This is a genomic window from Anaerostipes faecis (assembly GCF_910574135.1).
GTDB lineage: Bacteria > Bacillota > Clostridia > Lachnospirales > Lachnospiraceae > Anaerostipes > Anaerostipes hominis.
This window is the reverse complement of record NZ_CAJSYK010000016.1, coordinates 51,485-75,908: the sequence shown is the minus strand read 5'-3', so window position 1 is coordinate 75,908 and position 24,424 is coordinate 51,485. Positions and strand designations below refer to the sequence as shown.

General features: G+C 43.2%; 21 protein-coding genes, 1 tRNA gene and 1 rRNA gene. 5 read left to right on the top strand and 18 right to left on the bottom strand.

Translation table 11 applies throughout. From position 1 onward, the window contains the following. From QGT46_RS11665 to QGT46_RS11590, 16 genes are all read right to left on the bottom strand, one after another. Nucleotides 1-210 (bottom strand): 16S ribosomal RNA (locus QGT46_RS11665); the annotation flags it as partial. A 258-nt stretch (nt 211-468) separates the two neighbouring features. Next, nucleotides 469-556, bottom strand: a tRNA-Ser gene (locus tag QGT46_RS11660). A gap of 230 nt (nt 557-786) precedes the next feature. Further along, nucleotides 787-2,253, bottom strand: a complete 1,467-nt coding sequence (gene xylB, locus QGT46_RS11655) for a xylulokinase (RefSeq protein WP_148459811.1) — start codon at nt 2,251-2,253, stop codon at nt 787-789. Between the two features lie 20 nt (nt 2,254-2,273). Continuing rightward, nucleotides 2,274-3,749: an L-fucose/L-arabinose isomerase family protein gene (locus tag QGT46_RS11650; RefSeq protein ID WP_024729023.1), complete on the bottom strand. Its 1,476-nt coding sequence runs from the start codon at nt 3,747-3,749 to the stop codon at nt 2,274-2,276. Between the two features lie 88 nt (nt 3,750-3,837). Beyond that, nucleotides 3,838-4,887, bottom strand: coding sequence for an aldose epimerase family protein (locus QGT46_RS11645; RefSeq protein ID WP_148459812.1), 1,050 nt, complete (start codon nt 4,885-4,887; stop codon nt 3,838-3,840). A gap of 139 nt (nt 4,888-5,026) precedes the next feature. Continuing rightward, complete coding sequence (locus QGT46_RS11640) at nt 5,027-6,511, bottom strand: L-fucose/L-arabinose isomerase family protein (RefSeq protein WP_024729025.1); 1,485 nt, start codon at nt 6,509-6,511, stop codon at nt 5,027-5,029. 14 nt (nt 6,512-6,525) lie between these two features. Beyond that, on the bottom strand, nt 6,526-7,563 hold the full coding sequence (locus QGT46_RS11635; protein ID WP_024729026.1) for an ABC transporter permease subunit: 1,038 nt from the start codon (nt 7,561-7,563) through the stop codon (nt 6,526-6,528). Beyond that, a complete protein-coding gene (locus QGT46_RS11630; RefSeq protein WP_024729027.1) occupies nt 7,560-8,603 on the bottom strand; it encodes an ABC transporter permease in 1,044 nt (347 codons plus the stop codon). The genes QGT46_RS11635 and QGT46_RS11630 overlap by 4 nt, the downstream gene beginning before the upstream one ends. Continuing rightward, complete coding sequence (locus QGT46_RS11625; RefSeq protein ID WP_024729028.1) at nt 8,603-10,120, bottom strand: sugar ABC transporter ATP-binding protein; 1,518 nt, start codon at nt 10,118-10,120, stop codon at nt 8,603-8,605. The genes QGT46_RS11630 and QGT46_RS11625 overlap by 1 nt, the downstream gene beginning before the upstream one ends. Nucleotides 10,121-10,251: 131 nt before the next feature. Next, entirely contained in the window at nt 10,252-11,250 is a 999-nt protein-coding gene (locus QGT46_RS11620) for an ABC transporter substrate-binding protein (RefSeq protein WP_024729029.1), read from the bottom strand. A gap of 284 nt (nt 11,251-11,534) precedes the next feature. Continuing rightward, nucleotides 11,535-12,974 carry a sensor histidine kinase gene (locus QGT46_RS11615; RefSeq protein WP_148459813.1) on the bottom strand — a complete coding sequence of 480 codons (1,440 nt, stop codon included), beginning with the start codon at nt 12,972-12,974 and terminating at the stop codon, nt 11,535-11,537. Further along, nucleotides 12,974-14,599 carry a response regulator gene (locus tag QGT46_RS11610; protein WP_024729031.1) on the bottom strand — a complete coding sequence of 542 codons (1,626 nt, stop codon included), beginning with the start codon at nt 14,597-14,599 and terminating at the stop codon, nt 12,974-12,976. Before QGT46_RS11610 ends, QGT46_RS11615 begins: the two co-directional genes overlap by 1 nt. 75 nt (nt 14,600-14,674) lie before the next feature. Further along, nucleotides 14,675-15,361, bottom strand: a complete 687-nt coding sequence (locus QGT46_RS11605; protein WP_024729032.1) for an L-ribulose-5-phosphate 4-epimerase — start codon at nt 15,359-15,361, stop codon at nt 14,675-14,677. Between the two features lie 17 nt (nt 15,362-15,378). Next, nucleotides 15,379-16,983: a xylulokinase gene (locus tag QGT46_RS11600; protein WP_369882360.1), complete on the bottom strand. Its 1,605-nt coding sequence runs from the start codon at nt 16,981-16,983 to the stop codon at nt 15,379-15,381. Nucleotides 16,984-17,028: 45 nt separating this feature from the next. Beyond that, nucleotides 17,029-18,522 (bottom strand): L-arabinose isomerase, encoded by a 1,494-nt coding sequence (gene araA, locus QGT46_RS11595; RefSeq protein WP_024729034.1) that lies wholly within the window; start codon nt 18,520-18,522, stop codon nt 17,029-17,031. Then, nucleotides 18,519-19,634, bottom strand: a complete 1,116-nt coding sequence (locus QGT46_RS11590; RefSeq protein ID WP_024729035.1) for a GntR family transcriptional regulator — start codon at nt 19,632-19,634, stop codon at nt 18,519-18,521. Before QGT46_RS11590 ends, araA begins: the two co-directional genes overlap by 4 nt. 224 nt (nt 19,635-19,858) lie before the next feature. On the opposite strand from QGT46_RS11590, the gene QGT46_RS11585 reads away from it, so the two are divergent. Beyond that, nucleotides 19,859-20,209 (top strand): PTS fructose transporter subunit IIB, encoded by a 351-nt coding sequence (locus QGT46_RS11585; RefSeq protein WP_024729036.1) that lies wholly within the window; start codon nt 19,859-19,861, stop codon nt 20,207-20,209. An 84-nt stretch (nt 20,210-20,293) separates the two neighbouring features. Here the strand turns inward: QGT46_RS11585 and QGT46_RS11580 are convergent, their stop codons facing one another. Continuing rightward, a complete protein-coding gene (locus QGT46_RS11580) occupies nt 20,294-20,704 on the bottom strand; it encodes a DUF4867 family protein (RefSeq protein WP_158221724.1) in 411 nt (136 codons plus the stop codon). Continuing rightward, a complete protein-coding gene (locus QGT46_RS11575) occupies nt 20,632-20,880 on the bottom strand; it encodes a hypothetical protein (protein WP_024729038.1) in 249 nt (82 codons plus the stop codon). Before QGT46_RS11575 ends, QGT46_RS11580 begins: the two co-directional genes overlap by 73 nt. A gap of 336 nt (nt 20,881-21,216) precedes the next feature. Here QGT46_RS11575 and QGT46_RS11570 point away from each other — a divergent pair, with 336 nt between their 5' ends. From QGT46_RS11570 to QGT46_RS11555, 4 genes are all read left to right on the top strand, one after another. Beyond that, nucleotides 21,217-21,762: a hypothetical protein gene (locus QGT46_RS11570; RefSeq protein ID WP_024729039.1), complete on the top strand. Its 546-nt coding sequence runs from the start codon at nt 21,217-21,219 to the stop codon at nt 21,760-21,762. 62 nt (nt 21,763-21,824) lie between these two features. After that, nucleotides 21,825-22,292 carry a hypothetical protein gene (locus QGT46_RS11565; RefSeq protein WP_024729040.1) on the top strand — a complete coding sequence of 156 codons (468 nt, stop codon included), beginning with the start codon at nt 21,825-21,827 and terminating at the stop codon, nt 22,290-22,292. A 7-nt stretch (nt 22,293-22,299) separates the two neighbouring features. Beyond that, the gene (locus QGT46_RS11560; RefSeq protein WP_024729041.1) at nt 22,300-23,178 is read left to right on the top strand and encodes an MFS transporter; all 879 of its coding nucleotides are present in this window, start codon (nt 22,300-22,302) and stop codon (nt 23,176-23,178) included. 193 nt (nt 23,179-23,371) lie between these two features. Next, nucleotides 23,372-24,400, top strand: coding sequence for a LacI family DNA-binding transcriptional regulator (locus QGT46_RS11555; RefSeq protein WP_024729042.1), 1,029 nt, complete (start codon nt 23,372-23,374; stop codon nt 24,398-24,400). The last annotated feature ends 24 nt before the right edge of the window (nt 24,401-24,424 follow it).

The following is a 24,424-nucleotide window of genomic DNA, read 5'->3' as shown; positions in this document are numbered from 1 at the left end:
GCGATTCTGTGCGCTTATGCGGTATTAGCAGCCGTTTCCAGCTGTTATCCCCCTGTATAGGGCAGGTTCCCCACGCGTTACTCACCCGTCCGCCACTCAGTCATTAAGAAATTCCATCCGAAAACTTCCTTCCAAAATGCTTCGTTCGACTTGCATGTGTTAAGCACGCCGCCAGCGTTCATCCTGAGCCAGGATCAAACTCTCATGTTCAATCTTGGATCTAAAAAGCGCTAGCTTTTTTATCCTTGTTTTACTGTGTCCTTTTATAAAGAACGTTCGTGTATCTTTTTTTAAAGATACTGAAAATCTCTTAGAATTTTCAAGGTTGTCTTATTGTTCAATTATCAAAGATCTGCTGTCGTTTTTTGTCGTTCCTCTTGCGACAGCTATATTAGAATATCATATTTATTTCTCTGTGTCAACAACTTTTTTCATTTTTTATAAGTTCTTTTTAAGAATTTATAAAAACGGAGAAGGAGGGATTTGAACCCTCGCACCGCGCAAACGGTCTACACCCTTAGCAGGGGCGCCTCTTCAGCCACTTGAGTACTTCTCCAAAAGCGCCTAAACAATTACGTTATGATACTGCGTCTTCATGTGACGCTTGAATATATTATCAAACTCACAACTCTTTGTCAATAGATTTTATGAAATAATTTAATAAAAATTGGAATATAATTCTTTTCTACTATATATAGTAGTATCAGCATGTATTTTTCACAACTTCCAGATTTCCTGAATATGAGTTTTTATATTTCTAAGCTCTTGTAAACTGCTTTAAATGATTTAGAGCATTGGGTAGAGGAATTTCAGACTCGGATAAATCTGCCTGAAAATCTTATATCGTTCTTCATACTTATTGACCAGCTCTGAATCGGGTTTTACTGTATCCACGACTTTCACCAGTTTCTTCGCTGCCTCTTCCACGGAACTATACTCACCGCATCCAACTGCTGCAAGAATTGCTCCTCCATATCCAGGACCTTCTTCACTTTCTATAATATTAATTTCAAGATTCAGGACATTAGCCATGATTTTTCTCCAGAGCAGACTCTTTGCCCCTCCTCCGCAGATAGTTGTTTTCTTGATATCAATTCCCAGAGATTTTGCTATTCCCAGTGAGTCTTTCATTGCAAAAGCAACACCTTCCAGCACTGCCAGTGTCATATCCGATCTCTTTGTGTCCATAGACATGCCGATGAATGCCCCTCTGGCATCCGGATCATTATATGGGGAGCGTTCTCCCATCAAATATGGCAGGAAAAACACATGATTTTCTCCAAGCACCTGAAGAGACTCCTGCTCTTTTCCATACTCTTTTGTTCCAATGATATCTTCCATCCACCACTTATTGCAGGATGCAGCACTCAGCATACAGCCCATCAAATGAAAATGTCCGTCCGCATGGGCAAAAGAGTGAAGTGCATTATTTTTATCCACTCTGAAATTTTTGCTTGATATAAAAATAGTCCCTGATGTTCCCAGAGAAATATTGCATTTGCCGTCTCCCACGGTTCCTGTTCCGATGGCTGCTGCCGCATTGTCCCCTGCACCTGCTATAATTTTTACAGCTTCAGAAAGTCCCAATTCTTTTGCAGCTTCAGGCGTCACTGTGCCCACTGCTTCATAACTTTCATAAATATCTGCCATCTGTTCTCTCTTTATACCGCAGATATTCAACATTTCTTCCGACCAGCGTTTATGTTCCACATCAAACAGAAGCATTCCTGATGCATCTGAAACATCAGTACAAAATACACCTGACAGACGGTAGGCAAGATAATCCTTCGGCAGCATAATTTTATGAATCTTGCTGAAATTCTCAGGCTCGTGTTTCTGCATCCATAAAATCTTAGGCGCGGTAAAACCTGCAAAAGCAATATTGGCAGTATACTGAGACAGTTTTTCTGTGCCCACCACTTCATTTAGAAACTTACATTCTTCTGATGTCCTGCCGTCATTCCACAGAATTGCGGGACGGATGACATTATCGTCTTTGTCCAGAACGACCAGTCCATGCATCTGGCCTCCGAAGCTGATCCCCTTGATCTGATCTTTATCCACATCTCGGACCAATTCACGGATTCCATCCACAGCAGCATTCCACCAGTCCACAGGATTCTGTTCCGACCACCCTGCTTTTGGGAATGAAATGGGATACTCTTTGGAAATAATCTTACAAATCTCACCCTGCCCGCTCATTAATAATAGCTTCAGTGCAGAAGTCCCCAGGTCAAGTCCTATGTAATACATCTTCCAACTCCTTTCCTCTATTATGCAAATGGATTCTCGGAAGGATACAACATTCCCTTCGGCCGGTTAAAATCGAGTTCCGTCTGTTCCACCCCCAGATACCTAAATACCTCAAACAGAAGCTTTCCAAAATGTCCAAAAGCAACTGCTCCGTGATGCGGGAAATTCTTTTCTATAAGTACGTGACGGTAAAATCTTCCCATTTCCGGTATGGCAAAAACACCTATCCCTCCAAATGATCTTGTCCTCACCGGGAGTACTTCTCCCTGTGCGATATATGCTCTTAATTTTGAATCTGATGTACTCTGAAGCCGGTAAAATGTAATGTCTCCCGGTATGATATCACCTTCCAGCGTTCCCTGTGTAGATTCCTCGGGCAGCGTTCTCGTCATGATCAGCTGATTTTTCATTTCGCAGGAAGAGAGCTTTTCTGAAGCCGTATTTCCGCAGTGAAATCCCATGAACACATCTCTGCGGCTGTATTCATAACTATCCCTGATTTCTGACTCATACATATCATCAGGTACTGTATTGTTAATATCCAGAAGAGTCACAATATCCTGGCTGACTGCCATTCCGATAAATTCGCTCAGAGCTCCGTAAATGTCCACCTCACAGGACACCGGGATTCCCTTTGCCGTCAGCCTGCTGTTGACATAGCATGGAACAAAGCCGAACTGAGTCTGAAAAGCAGGCCAGCACTTCCCTGCAATGGCCACATATTTCCTGGAACCCCTATGCTTATCGATCCAATCCAGGAGGGTCAACTCATACTGTGCAAGTTTAGGCAGTATCTGAGGTTTTTTATTTCCCTCTCCAAGCTCCTTCTCCATGTCCTTTACCACATCCGGAATCCTCTCATCACCCTCATGTGCCTTAAAAGACTCAAACAAATCCAGTTCAGAATTTTCTTCAATCTCGGCTCCCAGATTATAAAGCTGTTTGATCGGTGCGTTGCAGGCAAGGAAATCCTGTGGTCTCGGACCGAAAGAAATAATCTTTAAGTTACGCACGCCGATCACTGCCCTTGCCACCGGTACAAAGTCATGAATCATGTCTGCCACTTCCTCGGCAGTCCCCACCGGATATTCCGGAATATAAGCCTTTACATTTCTAAGCTTTAAATTATAGCTGGCATTGAGCATACCACAGTAAGCATCACCCCGGTCATCGGTCAGCTTATTCTGTGTCTCTTCGGCTGCCGCCGCAAACATCACCGGCCCGTCGAATTCTTTAGCCAGTAATGTCTCAGCCGTCTCAGGTCCGAAATTTCCCAGGTAAACAACCAATGCGTTGCATCCTGCTTTTTTAAGCTCTTCAAGGGCTTTCTTCATGTCCAATTCATTTTCAATACAAGTCTCACATTCAAAGATTTCCCCGTATTTCTCCCGATAGGCTTTTGCAGCAAGTTTTCTCCTGTTCTCGGACAGTGACATAGGGAAACAATCCCTGCTGACCGCTGCAATTCCTAAAACTACTTCTGGTATATTTTCCATAAACGTCCCTCCTGGTCAATGGATTTAAGTAATTATGATATCTCTTTTATTTTACCACTGTTATACCAAAAGAGCCACAAAAACAAACCTATCGAATACCGAATGAATAAGTCGTCCGGTGACGGAAAATCTCTCCCTTTCTGAGAATGGGCTGAGGAAAATGAGAATAAGTAAGGCCTGAAGGAAAAAAGTGAGCTTCCAGGCAAAAACCATCACGTTTATGGTACACCGTCCCGTTCTTGCCCAAAGGCTCTCCATGGATATGATTTCCGCTGTACAGCTGCATTCCGGGAAGGGTTGTCTCCACAATAAGACTTATCCCCGTTGTGCTGCACCATGCCCTGGCTGCTTCCCCATAGCTTTCCTTTTCTTTTGCAAGTACAAAGTTATGGTCATATCCGCAGCCGTATTCCAGCTGTTGATTTTCTTTGTTTATATCTTTCCCTATTTGTTTTTCTTCTCTGAAATCAAACGGGGTGCCCTCCACACTCATAATTTCCCCGGTGGGAACAGAATCCGCTGCTCCCGGAGTATAGAAATCGCTGTTGACTTTCAAAAAATGGTTTTGGATGTTACCCGCATCATGACCCGCAAGATTAAAATAAGCGTGATTGGTCAGATTAATGATTGTATCCTGATCGCAGACGGCGGTATAATCAATATGCAGTGTATGGTATTTTGTAAATGAATAAATAACACTGACTTGTAAACTGCCGGGATACCCCTCCTCCATGTGGGGACTGAAAAGGGAAAAGATAATCTTGTTATCCCGGCTCTCTCCTTTCCATAACTTCTTCTGAAAGCCCGAATTGCCTCCGTGCAGGTGATTGCATCCTTCGTTCGCACACAGCCTGTATTCTTTTTCGTTCAAAGTGAAAGATGCCCCTTTGATCCTGTTTGCATGTCTTCCAATAACCGATCCCATAAACATATCCTGCTGTTCATAATCCTTGACATTCTCATATCCCAAAACAACATCTGTCATCTTTCCGTCTTTGTCAGGAACCACACAGGATACGATACTGGCTCCGTAGTCGGTGGCGGAAAATGAACTTCCGTCTTTAAATGCAATTGTGTATAAATTTGCTTCCTCTCCCGCAGAAGTTGTGCCAAATGGCTGTATTCCTATTTTCTTCATAGTATATTCCTTTTCTGTGAAAAACAAATATGACAAAGCCGTAAAACAAAATGTTCTGCGGCTTTATCCAAGTGCTGTTGGAAACAGACCTGGTTAGAGTCTGTCTCCGTCTAAGAAGGAGTAAAAAGTTACTTTTACTTTATGAAAAAGGATTTTCCGTCGGATATAACATACCCTTCGGCTGGTTGAATCCTATTTCACCGACATCCACACCGATGTACTTGAACACTTCATATAATGTTTTTCCAAAGTGTCCGAAAGCGACTGCCCCGTGATGCGGGTAGTTCTTCTCAATCAGTACATGGCGGTAAAATCTTCCCATCTCTGGGATGGCAAACACTCCGATGGATCCAAAGGATTTTGTCGCTACCGGAAGAACTTCTCCCTGTGCCACATAGGCCCTTAATTTTGTGTCTGCCGTGCTCTGTAAACGGAAGAATGTAATATCTCCCGGTGTGATATCTCCTTCCAGGGTTCCCTGAGTCACTTCCTCCGGCAGTGTCCTTGCCATGATCTTCTGATATTTCATCTCGCAGAAGGACAGCTTGCTCTTTGCAGTGTTCCCACAGTGGAATCCCATGAAGGTATCTTTCTGTGTATAGTCAAATGTTCCTTTGATATCTTCTTCATACATATCGGCAGGAACAGAATTGTTAATGTCAAGAAGCGTTACCGCGTCTTCACTTACCGCAGTTCCGATAAACTCACTTAGCGCTCCGTAGATATCCACCTCACATGACACTGGGATTCCCTGGGCAGTAAGACGGCTGTTTACGTAGCATGGAACAAAACCGAATTGGGTCTGGAATGCCGGCCAGCATTTGCCCGCGATGGCAACATATTTCCTGTAGCCTCTGTGCTCTTCCACCCAGTCTTTCAATGTCAGTTCATACTGGGCAAGCTTTGCCAGAATTTCAGGCTTCTTATTTCCCTGACCCAGTTCTTCTTCCATTTCTTTTATTATAGAAGGAATCCGTTCATCATCTTTATGATTGTTGAACGCCTCGAACAGATCCAGCTCTGAGTTTTCTTCAATTTCGATGCCCAGATCATATAATGGCTTGATCGGTGCATTGCAGGCCAGGAAGTTCAGTGGTCTTGGACCGAAAGAAATAATCTTAAGCTCACTCAGTGCTTTTACCGCTCTCGCGATCGGTACAAATTCATGGATCATATCCGCACATTCCTGCGCAGTTCCAACCGGATATTCCGGGATGTATGCCTTAATATTCCGAAGCTTTAAGTTATAACTTGCATTCAGCATTCCGCAGTAGGCATCTCCCCGTCCGTCCAGCAGATTGTTTCCGCTTTCCTCAGCCGCCGCAACGAACATTTTTGGTCCGTCGAAATGTTTGGCGAGAAGTGTCTCTGAGATCTCCGGTCCGAAGTTTCCGAGATATACTGCTAGCGCGTTGCACCCTGCCTTTTTGATATCCTCCAGTGCCTGCACCATATGGATCTCGCTCTCTACGATGCAGACCGGACATTCATAGATGTCTTCTTCCCCATATTTTTCTTTATAAGCTTTCACTAAAGCTTCTCTCCTGGAAACGGAAAGGCTTTCCGGGAAGCAGTCACGGCTGACTGCTACGATCCCGATTTTTACTTTTGGCATGTTATTCATTTTCCTACCTCCTGCTAATCTTCACTTTGGGCCAGCCGTTTTTCACGGATGGATTTAAATACGCTCTGTAAGATGACGAAGAAGCAAAGCAGGGCTGCAATGGCAATCCTCGTCCACCAGGATGACAATGTACCCTGGAATGTGATGATCGTTTCAATGATACCTTTGATCAGAGATCCGAAAAGTGAACCGATAACAGTTCCTACACCTCCGGTCAGCAGTGTTCCTCCGATGACAGCTGCCGCAATGGCATCCATCTCGAATCCGCGGGCCTGCTCTACAAATCCTCCGCAGGAGTTTAAGCAGAAAGCAAAACCGGCCAGGGATGCTAAAAATCCGTTTAATACATAAACCTTTAATTTTGTTGTTCTCGGATTCAGTCCCATGAGCAGTGCAGACTGTTCATTTCCACCCACGGCAAATACTGCACGTCCGAACTTTGTAAACTTCAATAGTGCAAATGCAATTGCCACAACCAGGAGCGCGATAACAACGCTCAGGTAAATATATGGGTGCATTGCGATTCCTCTGTTGTTATAGTAAGTGATAAAGCTTAAGTAAATTTTATTATTTGCAAGGTTTAAGAACGTCTCATTTTTAATACTGATCATGTCAGAACTGATCACGGCGGTCAAACCTCTGGCAAAGAACATACCTCCCAGTGTTACGATGAAAGGCTGAATTTTTAAATATGCTACCAGGAATCCCTGTACCAGACCGAATATAATTCCAAATGCCAGCACTAAGACGATTGCCAGCCCTGCGCTCATATGTTTGATCTCCATCATCCATGCAAGCATCATACATACAACGCCGATGACAGAACCTATGGAAATATCAATCCCTCCAGTGATAAGGACAAAGGTCATGCCGACTGCTGCAATGATCAGCCCTGCGTTGCTGATAAACAGGTTTAAAAATACCTGAGGACTTGTGAAGTTACGGTCACCATAGGCGATGGCTCCTGCGATATACAAGATGAAGAACAGCACGATGGTGACAAACAGCAGGAAACCATTCCCGCGCAGTTTGCTCTTGATTTTCTCTATCATGATGCCACCTTCTCTCCAGCAGCTTTCGCCGCTCTTTTTGCTTTGTATCGATTCATAAATTTCTTGAATTCCGGAGACTGCAGTGTCACAATAATGATAACTACGATCGCCTTATAAAGCGGAAGCTGATCTCCGGTTACTTTCAGTGCATAGAGTGTCGTTGACAATGCCTGGATCGTGATCGCTCCGATGACACTTCCTCCAAGAGAAAACTTTCCTCCTGCCAGTGAGTTTCCTCCAAGGGCTACTGCAAGGATTGCATCCAATTCCATCAGATTACCTACGTTATTGGCATCAATGGATGAGATTCTTGATGTAGCGATCATACCTGCGATTCCTGCACAGAGTCCGCAGGCTGCATATGTCAGCCAGATGATCCTGTTGGAATTCAGTCCGAACAGACGGCTGGCTTTCGGGTTAATACCGACACTTTCAACATATAATTTTGTCGCTGTTCTGTTTAAGAATAAACTTACAAGCACTACCACAATAATTGCTACAAGAATCGGGGTCGGCACCGGAATATGCGGAAGAAATCCTCCTAAATATTTAAAGTTCGGCACTTTGATGTATAAAATATTTCCTCCGGTGATCAGCTGTGCCATACCGCGCCCGGCAGTAAACAGTATCAGTGTGGCCACCATGGGCTGTATTTTCATTTTTGCTACCAGGAATCCATTCCACATTCCGCATACGATTGAGACAAGAAGTCCGGCCAGGATTGCAAGAATCCACGGCATATTATATGTATTTCCTGTTCCCAGAAGATATACAGATACACCTCCTGCCAAAGCCATTGTAGCACCGACGGAAATATCGGTTCCTGCACTGGATGCCACACAGAGAGTCATCCCGACTGCCAAAATGATCAGCTCACTGGATCTGTTGAATATGTCTACCAGATATCCGTATAACACACCGTTGTTCACTGAAATCTTAAAGAATGACGGTGATTTAATAAAGTTAAACAGCAGTACGAGAAACAGACATACAAGAGGCCAAAACAGGCGGCAGGTTGTCAATTTTTTCAACTTATCCATTACTTGTCACCTCCTGCGATTGCTTTCATAACATTCTCCTGTGATAATTCACTTTCTTCCAGCTCTCCGACCTTTTTTCCGTCTCTCAGGATACCCATGTGATTTACGGTACGGAGCATTTCCTCAACTTCAGAGGAAATGAACATGACAGACATTCCTTCTCCAGCCAGTTTTACAACAAGCTTCTGAATTTCTGTCTTTGTACCGACATCAATACCTCTTGTAGGCTCATCCAGAATCAGGAAATCCGGGTCGGTCATCAGCCATCTTCCAAGAATGACTTTCTGCTGGTTTCCTCCGCTCAAAGTCTTGATCGGCACCTCTCTGTTGGCCGTCTTGACCTGGAGCATTTCAATATATTTATCTGTTAATTCTTCCTGTTCTTTCTTGCTCATCAGCTTAAACATTCCACGTTTTGCCTGCAGCGCAATGATCATGTTCTCTCGTACGGACAAGTCGGCGATGATACCTTCGGCCTTTCTGTCTTCCGGACAATATGCCATTCCTTTCTGCATTGCTTCGATCGGAGCCTTTACGTGAAGTTTCTCTCCATTCACATAGAGTTCTCCGCCTTCCGGTTTATCTGCTCCATAAATAACTCTTGCCAGTTCAGATCGTCCTGACCCTAATAGTCCTGATAATCCAATGACTTCTCCCTTATGTATAGTCAGATCAAATGGCTTGATAGATCCTTTATGATATAACCCTTTAGCCTCGATCACAGCTTCATTGTTTCTCCTGGAACCATTTCCGGCTTTATTCTTAATATCAGCCAGATCATCAAACTCTTTGCCCATCATGGTCGCAACCAATTTGACTCTCGGAAGTTCTTCAGTCTTGTATTCCCCTACAAAATGTCCGTTTCGCAAAACAGTGATCCTGTCACATACTGCATAAACCTGTTCAAGAAAATGAGTAACAAACACGATCGCTGTTCCTCGTTTTTTCAGCATGTTCATAACTTCGAATAATTTTTCTACTTCTCCTTCATCCAGGCTGGAAGTAGGTTCATCCAGAATCAAGACTTTTGCCTGTGTATCTACAGCCCTTGCAATGGCAACCATCTGCTGGATTGCAACAGAATAGTTTTCCAGAAGCTCTGTGGCGTCAATTTCTAATTTTAAGTTGTCAAGGATTTTCTGTGCTTCCCTGTTGATCGTCTTCCAGTCGATATGTCCCATTTTCATAGGTTCTCGTCCGATAAAAATATTTTCCGCAACCGTAAGATTCGGACAGAGGTTTACTTCCTGGTAAACTGTGCTGATTCCATTCATGCCCGCTTCCTGCGGAGATCCGTTTACGATGCTCTTTCCATCCATAATGATTTCGCCGGTTTCAAATTCTTCCACACCAGTCAGGACTTTGATCAGAGTTGATTTTCCTGCACCGTTTTCTCCCATCAATGCATGAATCTCACCTTCCCGTAAAGTCAACTGCGCATCGGATAATGCTTTTACACCGGGGAAACTCTTACTGATATTTTTCATGGAAAGAACTGTCTTTTTTTCATCACTCATGACAATTCCACCTTTCTTTTCACTGTTATTAGGTCTGCCCCTGGGCAATCTAAGTATAAAAATTACAGGTTAGGCCAGAAATCGGCTTTCTGGTCCAGAGCCTGCAATTTTTATGTACATCCAGCTGATTTTTAGTACTGGCGTTCGTTGATAAACTTGTCTACGTTATCTTTTGTAAATACCTGTTCTTCTACATACTGAACCTTCTCTACTTTCTCACCGTTCATGAGCTTCTTAGCAAGGTCTGCTACGCGAGGTCCATGCAGCGGATTACATTCAAACTCAGCATTGATCTGTCCGTTCTGTACTTCTTTTAATGCTGCTTTTACAGCGTCGAAGGAAATGATTGTGACATCTTTTCCAGGTTTTTTACCTGCTGCCTTTAATGCATCAATCGCACCAAATGCCATGTTGTCATTCTGAGCCACTACGACATCAATGTTTTTGTACTGTTTCAGGAAGGATTCCATTACTTCCTGTCCTTTAGCCTGTGTAAACTCGCCTGTCTGAGAAGCTATGATCTTAAAGTCCTTAGCGTCTTTAATGCCTTCTTTAAATCCTTTTGTACGTCCGATCTCAGCGGAAGAACCGATTGTTCCCTGTAAAACTGCGATGTTGGCAGCTTTCTTACCCTTTTTTTCCATGTCTTTGATCAGCCATTTTCCTGCTTCCACTCCTTCTTTCTTGAAGTCGGAACCTACCCAGCAGGAAACCAGTGAATCATCAGATGTCTTGATCTGTCTGTCAACAGTGATTACCGGGATGCCTGCTTCCTTTGCTTCTTTCAGAACAGTTTCCCATCCGGTCTCTGTTACCGGCGCGATCGCGATGACATCCACACCCTGTGAAATAAACTCGCGGACAGCCTTTGTCTGGTTCTCCTGTTTCTGCTGAGCATCAGCAAAAGATAATTTGAAACCATTTCCCGCAGACAGTGCTTCCTTCATGGACTTTGTGTTGGCAACACGCCAGTCACTCTCCGCACCTACCTGTGAAAATCCGATCGTGATCTCCTTGTTATCTTTCTTAGCGGCATCCTTTTTTCCACCTCCGCCGCAGGCTGTCAACATGGTGCCCATCATTGCTGCACAAAGAGCAATACTAAGAACTTTCTTAAATCCTTTTCTCATGACTTTCTCCTCCTTAAATTTTCTGAACTTCATGCGGTTCTTACTTACAATATACATTTTACTTGTATCTGCACTTGTTTCAATGCAATATCTTTTGAGTTAAGTACACTTTTTTATTTTTTTTCAATATGAGGTTAAAAAAGTTTTTTTTCTTTTGAAATGAGTTCATTTTTTTACTTAAACATGGTTCATAGCCCTTAAGGTGAACATACAACATAGCACACAAGAAACAAAAAGTCAGAATGAACCATTTTTATTTCAGATTCATTCTGACTTTCATAAAATCAGGTCTCTCTTGGCAGAACAGCAATCACTCTTGTACCTGCAGATTCTTCACTTTCTACGATTAGTCCATACTCTTCTCCAAACTGCAGCTTCAGCCTCTGGTTTACACTGGACATTCCAAATCCGGTTACTCTGCGGTCCCGGCTTCCGCCCATCATCTCTTGATTGATTCTCGCCACATGATCTGCATCCATGCCCGGACCGTCATCTTCCACCGACAGATAAATATTATCCTCATCATAGACTCCATTGATCTCAATCTTTCCTTTTTCTCTCCGCCGCTTAATGCCGTGATACAGTGCATTTTCCACAAGAGGCTGAAGGGTCATTTTAATAATTTTGCTGCCTAAGATTTCTTCTGGCACGTCAATTGAAAAATCGAGTATATCCTGATAGCGGACACTCTGGATCTTAAGATAGCTTTCTACATGCAGAAGTTCATCCTTTAGAGAAATCAGGCCTTCACCCTTACTTAAACATTCCCTGAAAAATGTGGACAGATCCTGTACCATCTGAACCACCTGTTCATTCTGTCCGTCTGCCGCAAACCAGATGATCGTATCAAGAGTATTATACAAAAAATGGGGATTAATCTGGGACTGGAGAAGTTCCAGCTCTGTTTTCCTCAGATTCATCTGCTCCTTAGTCACATCCTCCACAAGCTGTTCAATCCTTCTCACCATCTGATTAAAGTTTTTGCTCAGAATCCTGACTTCTTCTGTCTCACTGTTTAAGGCTCTTACTGTAAAATCCCCTTTTCCGACAAGCTTTGTCTTATTGCACAGATCCACGATCGGCTCCGAGATACTTTTGGCGATCCGATTTGTGAATATCCAGATAAAAACGATAAGAAATGCGGAAATAGCCGCAGAAACAGCGACTGCAGTCATAATATTTTTTCTCAGACCGCTCCTCAGTTGTTTTAAGTTGCCTGTCTCAAAATAAATATACTCGCTAATCTTCTTTTCAATGATTTCAGTAAAGATATTCACATCATCCCTTAAAATACGGTCATTGACCTTATAGTCTTTCATAATATCAGATGTCTGTATTTTCTGAATATACGTTTCCAAGCTGGCCAAAAGGCGGTTGATCTGATCCAGACGGTCTCTGCTCTCCTGTTTTAAAGCAGTCTTTCTGAGCTGTTCCAGTGTCATCCTGGCCTTAAAGCTTTCCACATAAGGGTTCATTTCCTCAAAGGTATCTGCTCCTATTACTACCCTGTACATCTTGTTATCAATGTCTTCCCTGAACTGAAAATTAAATTCACTTGCCTGACTGATATTCTGTACACTTGTGTCATACTGTTCATTGAAACTGACCATCATGACAAGAAGAGCCAGCACCATTCCAAAGAATGGCACCAGCACACATAAACGAATCCAGTTTAATTTTTTCTCCAGAGAGGATACTGAAAGCTTTATACTAAATCTTTTCATCAGATTCCTTTCATGCGGTACTCTTTCGAAGTACATTTCTGAGTCTTTTTAAACAGAAAACTAAAATAATGGGGATCTTTATAACCAATTCTGTAACCAATCTCCGAGCTTTTCAAACTTGTGCATTTGAGAAGTGTCTTCGCTTCCTCCATACGCACCATGGTAAGATATTCTACAAAGGTACTTCCAACCTCCTGACGAAAAACCGTGCTGAAATGGCTCGGGCTCAGCCCCACAATAGAAGCAACAACATTCAGCGAAATGTCATCATCACTGAAGTGCTTCCTGATGTAATCCGTAGCATCCTCGATCATCGGCTGATACTTTTTAACAACACTCTCGCTCCGCAGTTCTATGGCCATTCTTATTAATCTCTTTACATAAGCTTTTGTCTTATCCAGAGTATCCACATCGGTAAACTTATAGTTCTCTCCGAACATCTGATCAGCCACTTTCTTCTTTGCACCATGGATTTGTTCCAAAAATTCATTGATAATAAAACAAATATCAAGAATAATATACTGTCGGAATAAAAAAGACTCCATGTTCTTCTCTCCAAAAGCTTTGAAATAGTCCTCAACAAATTCGTCTACATCTTCTCCTGTTCCATTTTTCAAAAATTTGACCAGGACTGCTTTGTCTGTTTTTTCCATATTAATCTCCCGAAAATCAATATTTACGGAGATGTCCTCTATTTCTTCTCTTTTATCAAGCTGGCTGTAATATAAGACTCTGTTTTTGCCCATCTCATACTGCTTTGCGAAAGCCACACTTGCCGTGTCATAGCTGCGGGAAATCTCATGCACTCTGTGGACTGTCTCTCCGACTCCGATAAAATATCCAAGATCCTCAAAGCGGGAAGCAATTTCAACCACTTTTTTTACAAATCTCTCTCTAATCTTATCAATATCTTCGTCACTCTGTACCTTCAAAAGAAAGATGTATCCTTCTGTCGCTCTCTGGAACATAACAACATGTTCCTGACTGTCTGTATGTGAAAGCAGCCTGTTTGCTTCCTCTGCCTTCCGTTTTCTCTCTTCATCGTCCGAATGATTAAAATAGTACTTTAAAAGTATTACCGTATAAGCAGATGCCATCACAGAAATACCCAGTTCATTTCCCATTCTGATCAGCTTTGATACCGGCATCTTGCTGCGCACAAGTTCTCCGAAAAAACGGTATCGTTTGATCTGTATATTTTTCTGACTCTCCTGCTCAAGCCGTGTCATATTGTCTGTCAGTATCTTTTTCTTTTCAATCTGATTTTTCACTTTGTCAAGTGCGGCAATGAGCTGTTCTCCTGTGACAGGCTTCATCAAATATTCTTCCACCCCGATGGAGATTGCCTCTTTTGCAAAAGAAAAATCATCATAGCCGGTCAGAAAAATAACAGACAGATCCGGCATCTCTGTTTTTAAAATCTTTCCAAGTTCCACACCGTCCATGAAAGGCATTTTAATGTCTGTAATCAATATGTCCGGTTTCAGTTCTTTAATGAGCGGAAGCGCCATCTCTCCGTCGCCTGCTTCTCCAACCAGCTCATATCCATGCTTTTCCCACTCCACATTGTTCTTTATACTTTCCCGTATAATTACTTCATCTTCCACTAAAAAAACCTTTATCATATGCCGCATCCTCTCCTGCTGTAAAGCTCCAGGTACAACTATTATTTCCACCGATCAGATCCCAGATTCCGATCTCTATTGACCATAATAAGCGTTTTCCCCATGTTTGCGGAAAAAATGCTTATCCTGAATAACCCGAGGTGCAGGGCTGATCCCGTCTTTTAAATGCTCCGCCCGATACGCCATCTTAGCCACTTCCTCCAGTACAACTGCGTTATGAACTGCTTCACCGGCATCTTTACCCCATGTAAAAGGTCCATGATTTGTACAGAGTACTCCAGGTACATAGATGGGGTTTTTATCCTTAAATGTCTCTATGATGACCAACCCGGTGTTTTTCTCATAATCCTTTTCTATTTCTGCCTTTGTCAGTCCTCTGGCACAAGGAATATCCCCATAAAAGTAATCTGCATGAGTTGTTCCGTAACATGGAATACTTCTTCCTGCCTGTGCCCATGAAGTGGCCCACGGGGAATGGGTATGTACCACTCCGCCGAGATCTTTAAATGCCTTATATAGTTCCAGATGAGTCGGTGTATCAGAAGAAGGATTCATCTCTCCCTCGACCTTATTGCCGGAGAGATCCATCACAACCATATCTTCCGGTGACAGCTTTTCATACTCCACTCCGCTCGGTTTGATGACAAACAAACCTCTTTCCCTGTCAATCCCGCTGACATTGCCCCATGTGTAGGTGACAAGCCCCTTCTGTGGGAGCTCCATATTTGCCTCATAAACTTGTTTTTTTAACTCTTCTAACATATTATTTTACCCCACTTTTACATTTGTTTCAATGCATTCACTGCCGCACGTTCAATTGGAAGTCCCTCTGTATATCTTTTTATAAATGTATCAAAGCCTTTTACGTCTTTTTCATCCGGTTCCATACTGATTCCTTCGTCTTCTGCAAATACTTCTTGAATCAGATAATCATCCAGTGTTTCCCCTTCTGTTTTATTTTTCATATAAGATGCCAACAGGGCAATTCCCCAGGCTCCGCCTTCTCCCGCGGTTTCCATAACAGAAACCGGTGCGTTGACTGCCGCAGCCATAATCTTCTGACCGACACCTTTTGTCTTAAATAACCCTCCATGGCCAAGCAGCTTTTCCACCTGTACATTTTCCTGCTTCATCAGAATATCCAGGCCGGTCTTTAACGCACCGAGGGCCGTAAACAGGTGAACACGCATGAAGTTTGCCAGATTAAATTTGCTGTCCGGCTGTCTCACGAACAGAGGACGTCCTTCCTCAAATCCGGTGATATGCTCCCCGGAAAAATAGTTATATGCCAGAAGTCCTCCGCAGTCCGCATCCCCTTCCAGGGCTTTACTATATAACTTACCAAAGAGCTTGTTCATATCTGTGTTTTCAATACCGAAGCTTTCAGCAAATTCTTTAAACAGATTCACCCATGCATTCAGATCCGAAGTACAGTTGTTGCAGTGGACCATGGCCACCAGATTTCCGGTCGGCGTAGTTACAAGGTCAATCTCAGGATAAACCTTGGAAAGCTCTTTCTCCAACACGATCATGGCAAACACACTCGTTCCGGCAGAAACATTTCCAGTCTTCACGGCCACACTGTTGGTCGCAGCCATGCCGGTTCCCGCATCTCCTTCCGGAGGGCACATCGGAACTCCCGCCTTAAGTTTTCCGCTCGGGTCCAGGAGTTGCGCACCTTCTTCCGTCAATACTCCGGCATTTTCTCCTGCCACAAGGACTTCCGGAAGAATCTCTTTTAATTTCCACGGATATCCTTTGTCCGCAACAAGTTCATCAAATTTGGAAATCATTGTTTCATTGTAATTTTTCGTTTCGATGTCAATCGGGAACATACCGGAAGCTTCTCCTACTCCCAGAACCTTGCTTCCGCAAAGTTTCCAGTGCACATAGCCCGCCAGAGTCGTAAGATATGTAATCTCTTTCACATGCTCTTCCCCATTGAGAACCGCCTGATAAAGATGCGCGATACTCCATCTCTGAGGAATATGATAGTTAAATTCCTCTGTAAGTTTTTCTGATGCTTCCTCTGTCATGGTATTTCTCCACGTTCTGAATGGCACAAGAAGTTCTCCGTCTTTGTCAAACGCCATATAACCGTGCATCATAGCACTGAACCCAATGGCTCCAATGGTTTCCAATTCAATTCCATACTTGCTCTTCACATCCTCGGCCATCTTCCGGTAGCTGTCTTTAAGCCCGGTCCAGATATCATCCAGACTATAAGTCCAGATATTGTTCTCCAGCCGGTTTTCCCAGTCATGACTTCCGGATGCAATCGGAGCATTGTCCTCCCCTACGAGGATCGCCTTGATCCTTGTGGAACCAAATTCAATCCCAAGCGCTGTTTTCCCGTTTTCAATTGCACTTTTTACACTGTTCATTTCCATTTGATCTCCTCCTGCTGTGGACCCAAGGCCCTCAGAATTCTATCTGAAGGCTGCTTCGTTCCATCTTAATTCATTTTTAAAGTTACGGATATTGGTATTGGCATCTATATAAACAGCCTCAATTCCCATAGCATCTGCCCAATCTCCCATCTGCTGTGCGGTCAGATCATATGAGAACGCTGTGTGATGGGCTCCGCCTGCCAGAATCCACGCCTCGGCGCCTACCGGAAGATTCGGTTTCGGAGTCCAGAACGCAGTGGCAACCGGAAGCTTCGGCATCGGCTGTTCCGTCTTTTTGCAGTCAACCTCATTAATGATCAGGCGGAACCTGTGTCCGAGATCAACTAAAGATGTGGCAACTGCCGGCCCTTCTTTTGCCGTAAAGACAAGTCTTGCGGGGTCTTCCCTGTCTCCCATGGAGAGAGGATTTACTTTGATGCTTATCGGTCCCTCCGCAATCGTCGGACATACTTCCAGCATATGAGCCTGAAGAATTCCCTCTTTTCCAGGCACAAAGTTATAGGTGTAATCTTCCATGAAAGAGGTTCCCTTTGCGTCTTTCTTTCCTGCCGTCATAATCTTCATCAGACGCACCATAGCAGCCGTCTTCCAGTCTCCTTCCGCTCCGAAACCGTATCCTTTCTCCATCAGTCTCTGAATCGCAAGACCCGGAAGCTGTTTTAAAGAGCCGAGATCCCCAAAATGAGTCACAATGGCCTGATAATCTTTTTCCGTCAGGAATTTCTCGAATCCGAGTTCGATCTGAGCCTGAACGGCGGCATGTTTTTTAAATTCTCCGGCATCTCTTCCCTCCAGAAGAATTTCGTATTTGTCGTAATATTCTTCTACCAGCGCATCCGTATCACCTTTAGAGACAGCCTCAACATAATCTGCGATTTCATTGACTGGATATGCGTCGATCTCCCATCCGAATTTGATCTGGGCTTCTACTTTATCTCCCTCTGTGACCGCTACATTCCTCATGTTGTCTGCCACACGCGCCACACGTATATGGCTGCTCTCCATGATTCCGACAGCAGTTCTCATCCAGGAAGCAATTTCTCTCTTTACTCTCTCATCGTCCCAGAATCCTACGACAACTTTCCGCTCAATTCCCATGCGTGAAACAATATGTCCATACTCTCTGTCGCCATGTGCTGACTGATTCTCGTTCATAAAATCCATATCAATTGTCTGATACGGAATCTCCTGATTAAACTGCGTATGTAAATGAAGCAGCGGCTTTCTGTATTCCTGCAGCCCCAAAATCCATGATTTTGCAGGAGAAAACGTATGCATCCATGTGATGACTCCGGCACAGTTCTCATCTGAGTTTGCTTCATTAAAAGTTCTTCTTATGGATGCATTATCAATCAGAGTAGGCTTCCACACAATTTCATAGGGAAGGATACCTGACTTATTCAGTGCTTCCACGATTATTTTTGAGTGTTGTGCTACATGAAAAAGACATTCTTCTCCATATAAATCCTGTGATCCTGTTGCAAACCAAAATTGATATTTTTTTGTGTTCATCTTTTTTCCTCCATCCTGCGTCTGTCTTTACACGAGTTCCTGACGATGAGTTCAGGCTCGATCACTCTTGTTACTTTTGATTTTTCATTTGGTATTCCCTGAATCTGTTCCAGCAGAAGCTGTCCGGCCATCTCCCCGAGCTTTTTCTGCGGATGGGCAATTGTGGTCAGTTTAATGACTCCCAGCCTTGCCAAAGCCGAATTATCATATCCAGTGACAGATATATCATCCGGTATGCTGATCCCCAAAGCCTCCAGCTCGTAAATAATCTCCAGCGCGATCTGGTCGTTATAACAGACTACCGCGTCCATCGGGAATCCCTCTTTTGTCATTCTGTGAATTTCTCCCCTGGGCTTTGATGCCCTGTCTTCTGTGTGGAACCATATGACCGCATCAGGATTATACGGGATACCCGCCTCATTCAGAGCCATGACATAGCCCCTGTGGCGTTCTTTTCCCTGATAATCGTCCGCCTTAAAAATTCCTGCGATAAATCTGTGCCCTGTTTCAATCAAATGTTTTGTCAGAAGATATCCTCCCTTACAGTCATCCATTACGATATAAGGTTTATCTGTCATCTCAGAGTAAACACCCTGAATAAAAACATAGGGAATCTCATATTGATCCAGCGTCTGATAAAGATTCGGATGTTTACAAAACAGTTCACTCTTACTCGGTTCTATGATTAGACCGTCAACATCTTTCGTCAGAATATCCTCCAGACATTTTGTCTCATTGACACGGCTGTTTCCTGTTGTCTTAAACATCAGACTGTAACCGTTTTCCGTGAGAACCTGGTTAATCCCGTTTAGCACCTGCGGAAAAATATAATCTGATATATAAGTTGTGATAACGGCAATATTTCTGGACTGCTTTTTATGGATTGCCCGCTCCGTACAAAAAGTGCCCTTTCCGTGATATGCAACGATATACCCTTCGTCTTCCAGAATTGAGAGTGCTTTTCTCACTGTATGCCGGCTGATAGACAGCTCCCGCGCCAGCTGATTTTCTGAAGGCATTTTGTCTCCGGGCTTGTAAATTCCGGATAAAATATCATTTTTCAGATCTTCTTTCAGCTTAAAATATTTCATTGAACCCGCTTTATTAGCCATATGTTTCCTCCCTGCAAAATTTATTTTAAAACTTGTACGGTGGTACGCACAAGTTGTTTATATTGCATGATATTTTGTTAATGCGTCATATATTTTAGCTAAATTTACAAATTATATTACATAAAATCCTTCTTTTTGTTTTCCATTTTTGTATAAGATTGCGCCAATGTTTATGCTATAATAGAATTCTAAGAAGGAGTAACATAAGAATGGAGGAGACATTTATGAAACTACTTTGTATCACAAAATGCCCGACCGGAATGGTCCAAACCTATGTTGCTGCTGAACAGCTTGAATCGGCTGCTGAAGCCCTTGGTTATGAAATCAGGACAGAGACACACGGCGCACAGGGAATCGGTGGAGAATTTACTCCGGAGCAGATTGATGAGGCTGATTATGTAATCATCGCATCCAACACAGAAGTTGAAAAGACGACAAGGTTTGGGAACAAAAAGCTTCTTGTTGTTCCCCTGGAGGATGCCACAAATAACGCTGAGTCTGTGCTCGGACGTGTACTCGAGGAATCTGAAACATATGAACAATCAAAGAAACAGTTTCCCAAAATCCTGAAATAATCAAAAGGGGATTTCCTCAGTTGCTCAATTATTGAACAAAGACAGTCTCAATGAGTCTATACTGATTGAGGCTGCCTTTTTCTATCATCGGAAATTCTGTGTTTTCTGATATACAGCTATTGTATCTCCTTTTAATCCGCAAAAGGCACCTTCCACGCCTGCTTCTCTATTTGCAAACAGTGTTCGGTCTTTTCTGTCTCCTGTCTGAATTTCCAAAGGTTCATTCGTGTGCCTAACATTCACTGAAATCACTTTGAATCCATAGCTGTTGATATTACACGGAGTACAATGAAGTACTTCCGGATTGATCTTTAACGCAGTTCCCTTAGGAATAAAGAAGCCTTCCATATATTTTGTGTTATACACCTGATTAAACTCCATATTTTTCTTTTCTCCAAAAAACATGACACAATCGGAAGCCGTTATAAACAGCTGACAGGTTTTATGGTACTCCACCATATTGATTTTATGGTTATGTCCCAGACACCATCCCACTTGTATTTCCTTTCCGTTAAATAACTTTTCCTGCACTCAAGTTCTCTTGCAGATTCTGTCTGTTTGATGCCTTTATCAACTTGTACGCCTTTCATTAACTCCACAACACCGGTGAAATCAAACTGGTTTACTACTTCACCATACCTGCTGAATTTTTCATCAAATACATAGTTCATTTTTTACAACTCCTAATTTATCCCTTGTGTTTCCTGTTACTTTGTATTCTACAAGGTTCATGAATTTTTTCGACCTAATATCCTATGAACTTGTTTAAAATTTTTACGAATTTCATGTATATGTTTTCCATAAGTTGTTTAATTTTAGATTATAGTTTGTTTGTTTTTGAAAAAACACAAGACAAACCTGCGACAAGTAGACAACCTGGATAGCTTCATCAACCTATCGCTTTAAAGACTTTATACAAATTACATAAAACTCTTACAATTATTATATGTATTTTTTACAAATTAAACGTTTAACATAAAATTATTATACCACGAAAGGATGTTAAAATGATACATAATAATACCTTCAAAGCAGATTTTTCAGACAAAGGGCAGCTCATCCGTCTGGAATTCAACAAAAATGCTTCATGCATGAACTGGGTAGTGGATCCCTCTTATCTATCTGAGGCAGGATATAAGGAAGCGGATAAACTTTTTGGTTCTTTTGATCTGTCCATAGGTGATCAGACTTACCAGACTCAGGATGTCTCCCCGTCTATTAATCTTTCTTCCCATAATAAAGCTGTGATCTCCTATGATTTTGACCGTTTCAAACTTAACTTTATCTATGACCTTAGTTCTGACCCTAACACTTTTGATTTCCATATCCCCCTTCTAAATAAAGAACAGGAACCTCTCGTAATCCGGGATTTCGGTGTTTGGACATCCTTTGCCTACATCATGTTCCGGGATAAGGATATCCTTAAAAACATCCGGCAGTCAGCCGCTTTCCGTCTGTCTCTCCCGACTATACGAAGATTGCCCTCCACAGGAGAAACAATCAGGGTCCCCATCTCGGAGTTTATCAGACGGCCGGAGAAACCTTTTCCGTAGGTACTTACTGTGCCTATGAAAATCTTTTCTTTGAAAATGTTTCCCCTTCTTTGGACGGGATTTTGTTTCACAAATTAATCCTGGCAGGAGGTTATGCCGAAGATGAGGGACCTTTAAAAGATTGGATTTACAAAAGAGAGCCGACTGAACTTCCAGCCGGTTCAGAAAAAACCTGGACATACCGCATGGCTCCTTATAATACAGAAAAACAATTTTATGAAAAGGGGTATTCTTTCGGACATCCTATTATTCATTACTCACCGATGACCTTATGCGGAGATTCTTTTATGATGAACGTAAAACTCCCTGAAAACCGCAGCATCAGCAGGGCCGACATGACTTTTGAAAAAGACCATGCGACCACGACCATGTGTCAGCTGAACAAGTGGGGAAGCTGCATCTACATACAGCGTAGCCGGGCCTCATATCAACCGCCCGGACCTTTCCAGAAACCGGTTCGGACAGTCCACTTTTGCCAAAGACGGAGGTATTTTTGCCCGACTCTTTACCGACAGCACCAGTACCCCTGACTGGGATATGGGAGAAGAAATAAATACGGAAAAAATTACGACACCGAACCTGACCGGCTCCGCAAAGATTGCCTGGGCAGTCATCACCTATATCACCGCAGGAGTGCTGTACTCCGGCATTTCAACGCCGATTACTTCTATCCTGCCCAACTTAAGCAGTGATGCAGACGAGAGAATCGTGCTGAACTCCTACCGTATGACAGGCGGAAATGTAGGATACTTTCTGGCCGTTACCTTCATTCTCCCAATGGTCGGTATTCTCGGAAGAGGAAACGACCGTGCGGGCTTCACCCGTGCCGTTGCCATCTTTGCCGTCATCGGAGTCATTTTGTTTTTGTTTGCATTTACCTGTCTGAGAGAGGAAAACGCCCAGGCGGAGAAATCTATTTCCATCAAAAAAAGTATCGGCGCAATCAAGGGAAACTGGCCGTGGGTCATCATCGTTGGAGCCAACCTTTTTTACTGGCTTGCCAACACGGTTCGTACATCCTCCCTTGTCTATTATTTTCAGTATAATCTGGACCGAAAAGATTTGGTTCCCGTGATCAACGGTCTTTCCCTGATCCAGGTATTGGGCGTGGTTTTGATTCCTTTTATTACGAAAAAATTCAACAAATGTACTACCATGATCTTTGGCCTGGCTCTGACCAGTACCGGACATGTGATCATGGGCATTGCAGGCCCTGCGATTCCTCTGCTGGTAGCCGGATGGCTCATCGCCTGTGTCGGCACCGGTATCGCGGCTTCCTCCCTGATGGCAATTAAGTTCAACTTCATCTGGCTTCCGATCCTTATGTTTTTGGGCGGAGCAGTCGTCATGTTTTTCTACCACAGACATGAGGCCAATGAAATGACCATCAAAATGGAACTTGCCCAAAGAAGATAATCCACGTATAATGGGACTGTACAAGCAGTCCCATTTTTTATTCCATAGGAAGTTCGTCCTATGGAATAAAAAAGCCCTGCGGGCAGGATGCACAGCTTCGCGCGCGGAACAAAAGCTGTGCATAGAAAAAACTGATTTGCGAGGTGTGTAAAGTACACTTTTGTTCTATCTTCCATGAAAAGGATCCTATGATATGACTACTATCCGTGAAATCGCAGCTGCCTGCAATGTCTCCACCGCAACCGTCTCAAACATTCTGAATGGAAAGGCCAAAGCCAGCAAAGAGACCATTGAACTTGTGAGAAAGACAGCCCAGCGGCTGAACTATACACCGAATTATATTGCAAAAAATTTAAAATTAAAGACCTCCAACACGATTGGGGTAATCGCAGAGGATATGACTGTATTTAACTCCCCTGATATCATTGACGGTATTACAGAATACTGTGAAGAGCACAAATATCAGATCCTTTTAACAAACTTACGGCTGTTCCAGAAATTCGGAGATTTTTATTACACAAAAAACAATCTTGGGCAGCTCATAAATTATGAAATTAACGAGCTGAGATCCAGACAGGCCAGAGCCATCATCTATGTAGCTCCCCATGTACGTGACATTAAAACCGTGTCTTCCGGCCTGAATCTGCCGATTGTCATGGCCTACTGTACCAGCCCCGACCCGGGGGTCCCTTCTGTGCTGGCAGACGATGAGGACGGTTTCTACCGTATCACTAAATCAGTCCTAAAAAAAGGGTTCCGACATCCCGGACTGATTGCCGGAAAACCGGGAAGCTACCACACTGCGGAACGCCTGAAAGGCTTCCGGCGTGCTCTTCTGGAATTTCATTTCCCCTTTTCCGAAAAGTTTGTTTATTACGGCGAATGGAACCGCCGGACAGGCTGTGAGGGAGCTGCTGCCTTGATGGGGAAATCTGTGGATTCTATCTTATGTATGAGTGATATCATCGCGGGAGGAGTTTATGACTGGTGCCATGATCAGAACATCACACCCGGTAAGGACATTCCTGTCACCGGATTCGACAACCGGGAACTCTCCGCTTATTTATATCCTCCTTTAACGACTGTAAATCTTCCTTTGAAGCAAATAGGAAGAAAATCCTGTGAAGTCGCCGACCACATGATAGCGGATGGAGAAAATCATCGTTTGGAAAAGCAGTACCTAAAGATAAAGTGTAAGGTCGTTAACAGAACATCATTATAATATAAAAAGAAGCCATGCAGATGA

Coding starts and splice junctions, on each gene's coding strand:
- QGT46_RS11635 (WP_024729026.1), bottom strand. CDS start 7,563: ATGATAGAGAAAATCAAGAGCAAACTGCGCGGGAATGGTTTCCTGCTG.
- QGT46_RS11615 (WP_148459813.1), bottom strand. CDS start 12,974: ATGAAAAGATTTAGTATAAAGCTTTCAGTATCCTCTCTGGAGAAAAAA.
- QGT46_RS11590 (WP_024729035.1), bottom strand. CDS start 19,634: ATGGCTAATAAAGCGGGTTCAATGAAATATTTTAAGCTGAAAGAAGAT.
- QGT46_RS11605 (WP_024729032.1), bottom strand. CDS start 15,361: ATGTTAGAAGAGTTAAAAAAACAAGTTTATGAGGCAAATATGGAGCTC.
- QGT46_RS11600 (WP_369882360.1), bottom strand. CDS start 16,983: ATGAACAGTGTAAAAAGTGCAATTGAAAACGGGAAAACAGCGCTTGGG.
- QGT46_RS11625 (WP_024729028.1), bottom strand. CDS start 10,120: ATGAGTGATGAAAAAAAGACAGTTCTTTCCATGAAAAATATCAGTAAG.
- QGT46_RS11560 (WP_024729041.1), top strand. CDS start 22,300: ATGGGAGAAGAAATAAATACGGAAAAAATTACGACACCGAACCTGACC.
- QGT46_RS11570 (WP_024729039.1), top strand. CDS start 21,217: ATGATACATAATAATACCTTCAAAGCAGATTTTTCAGACAAAGGGCAG.
- QGT46_RS11640 (WP_024729025.1), bottom strand. CDS start 6,511: ATGAATAACATGCCAAAAGTAAAAATCGGGATCGTAGCAGTCAGCCGT.
- xylB (WP_148459811.1), bottom strand. CDS start 2,253: ATGTATTACATAGGACTTGACCTGGGGACTTCTGCACTGAAGCTATTA.
- QGT46_RS11555 (WP_024729042.1), top strand. CDS start 23,372: ATGACTACTATCCGTGAAATCGCAGCTGCCTGCAATGTCTCCACCGCA.
- QGT46_RS11585 (WP_024729036.1), top strand. CDS start 19,859: ATGAAACTACTTTGTATCACAAAATGCCCGACCGGAATGGTCCAAACC.
- QGT46_RS11620 (WP_024729029.1), bottom strand. CDS start 11,250: ATGAGAAAAGGATTTAAGAAAGTTCTTAGTATTGCTCTTTGTGCAGCA.
- araA (WP_024729034.1), bottom strand. CDS start 18,522: ATGAACACAAAAAAATATCAATTTTGGTTTGCAACAGGATCACAGGAT.
- QGT46_RS11610 (WP_024729031.1), bottom strand. CDS start 14,599: ATGATAAAGGTTTTTTTAGTGGAAGATGAAGTAATTATACGGGAAAGT.
- QGT46_RS11645 (WP_148459812.1), bottom strand. CDS start 4,887: ATGAAGAAAATAGGAATACAGCCATTTGGCACAACTTCTGCGGGAGAG.
- QGT46_RS11650 (WP_024729023.1), bottom strand. CDS start 3,749: ATGGAAAATATACCAGAAGTAGTTTTAGGAATTGCAGCGGTCAGCAGG.
- QGT46_RS11630 (WP_024729027.1), bottom strand. CDS start 8,603: ATGGATAAGTTGAAAAAATTGACAACCTGCCGCCTGTTTTGGCCTCTT.
- QGT46_RS11575 (WP_024729038.1), bottom strand. CDS start 20,880: ATGAACTATGTATTTGATGAAAAATTCAGCAGGTATGGTGAAGTAGTA.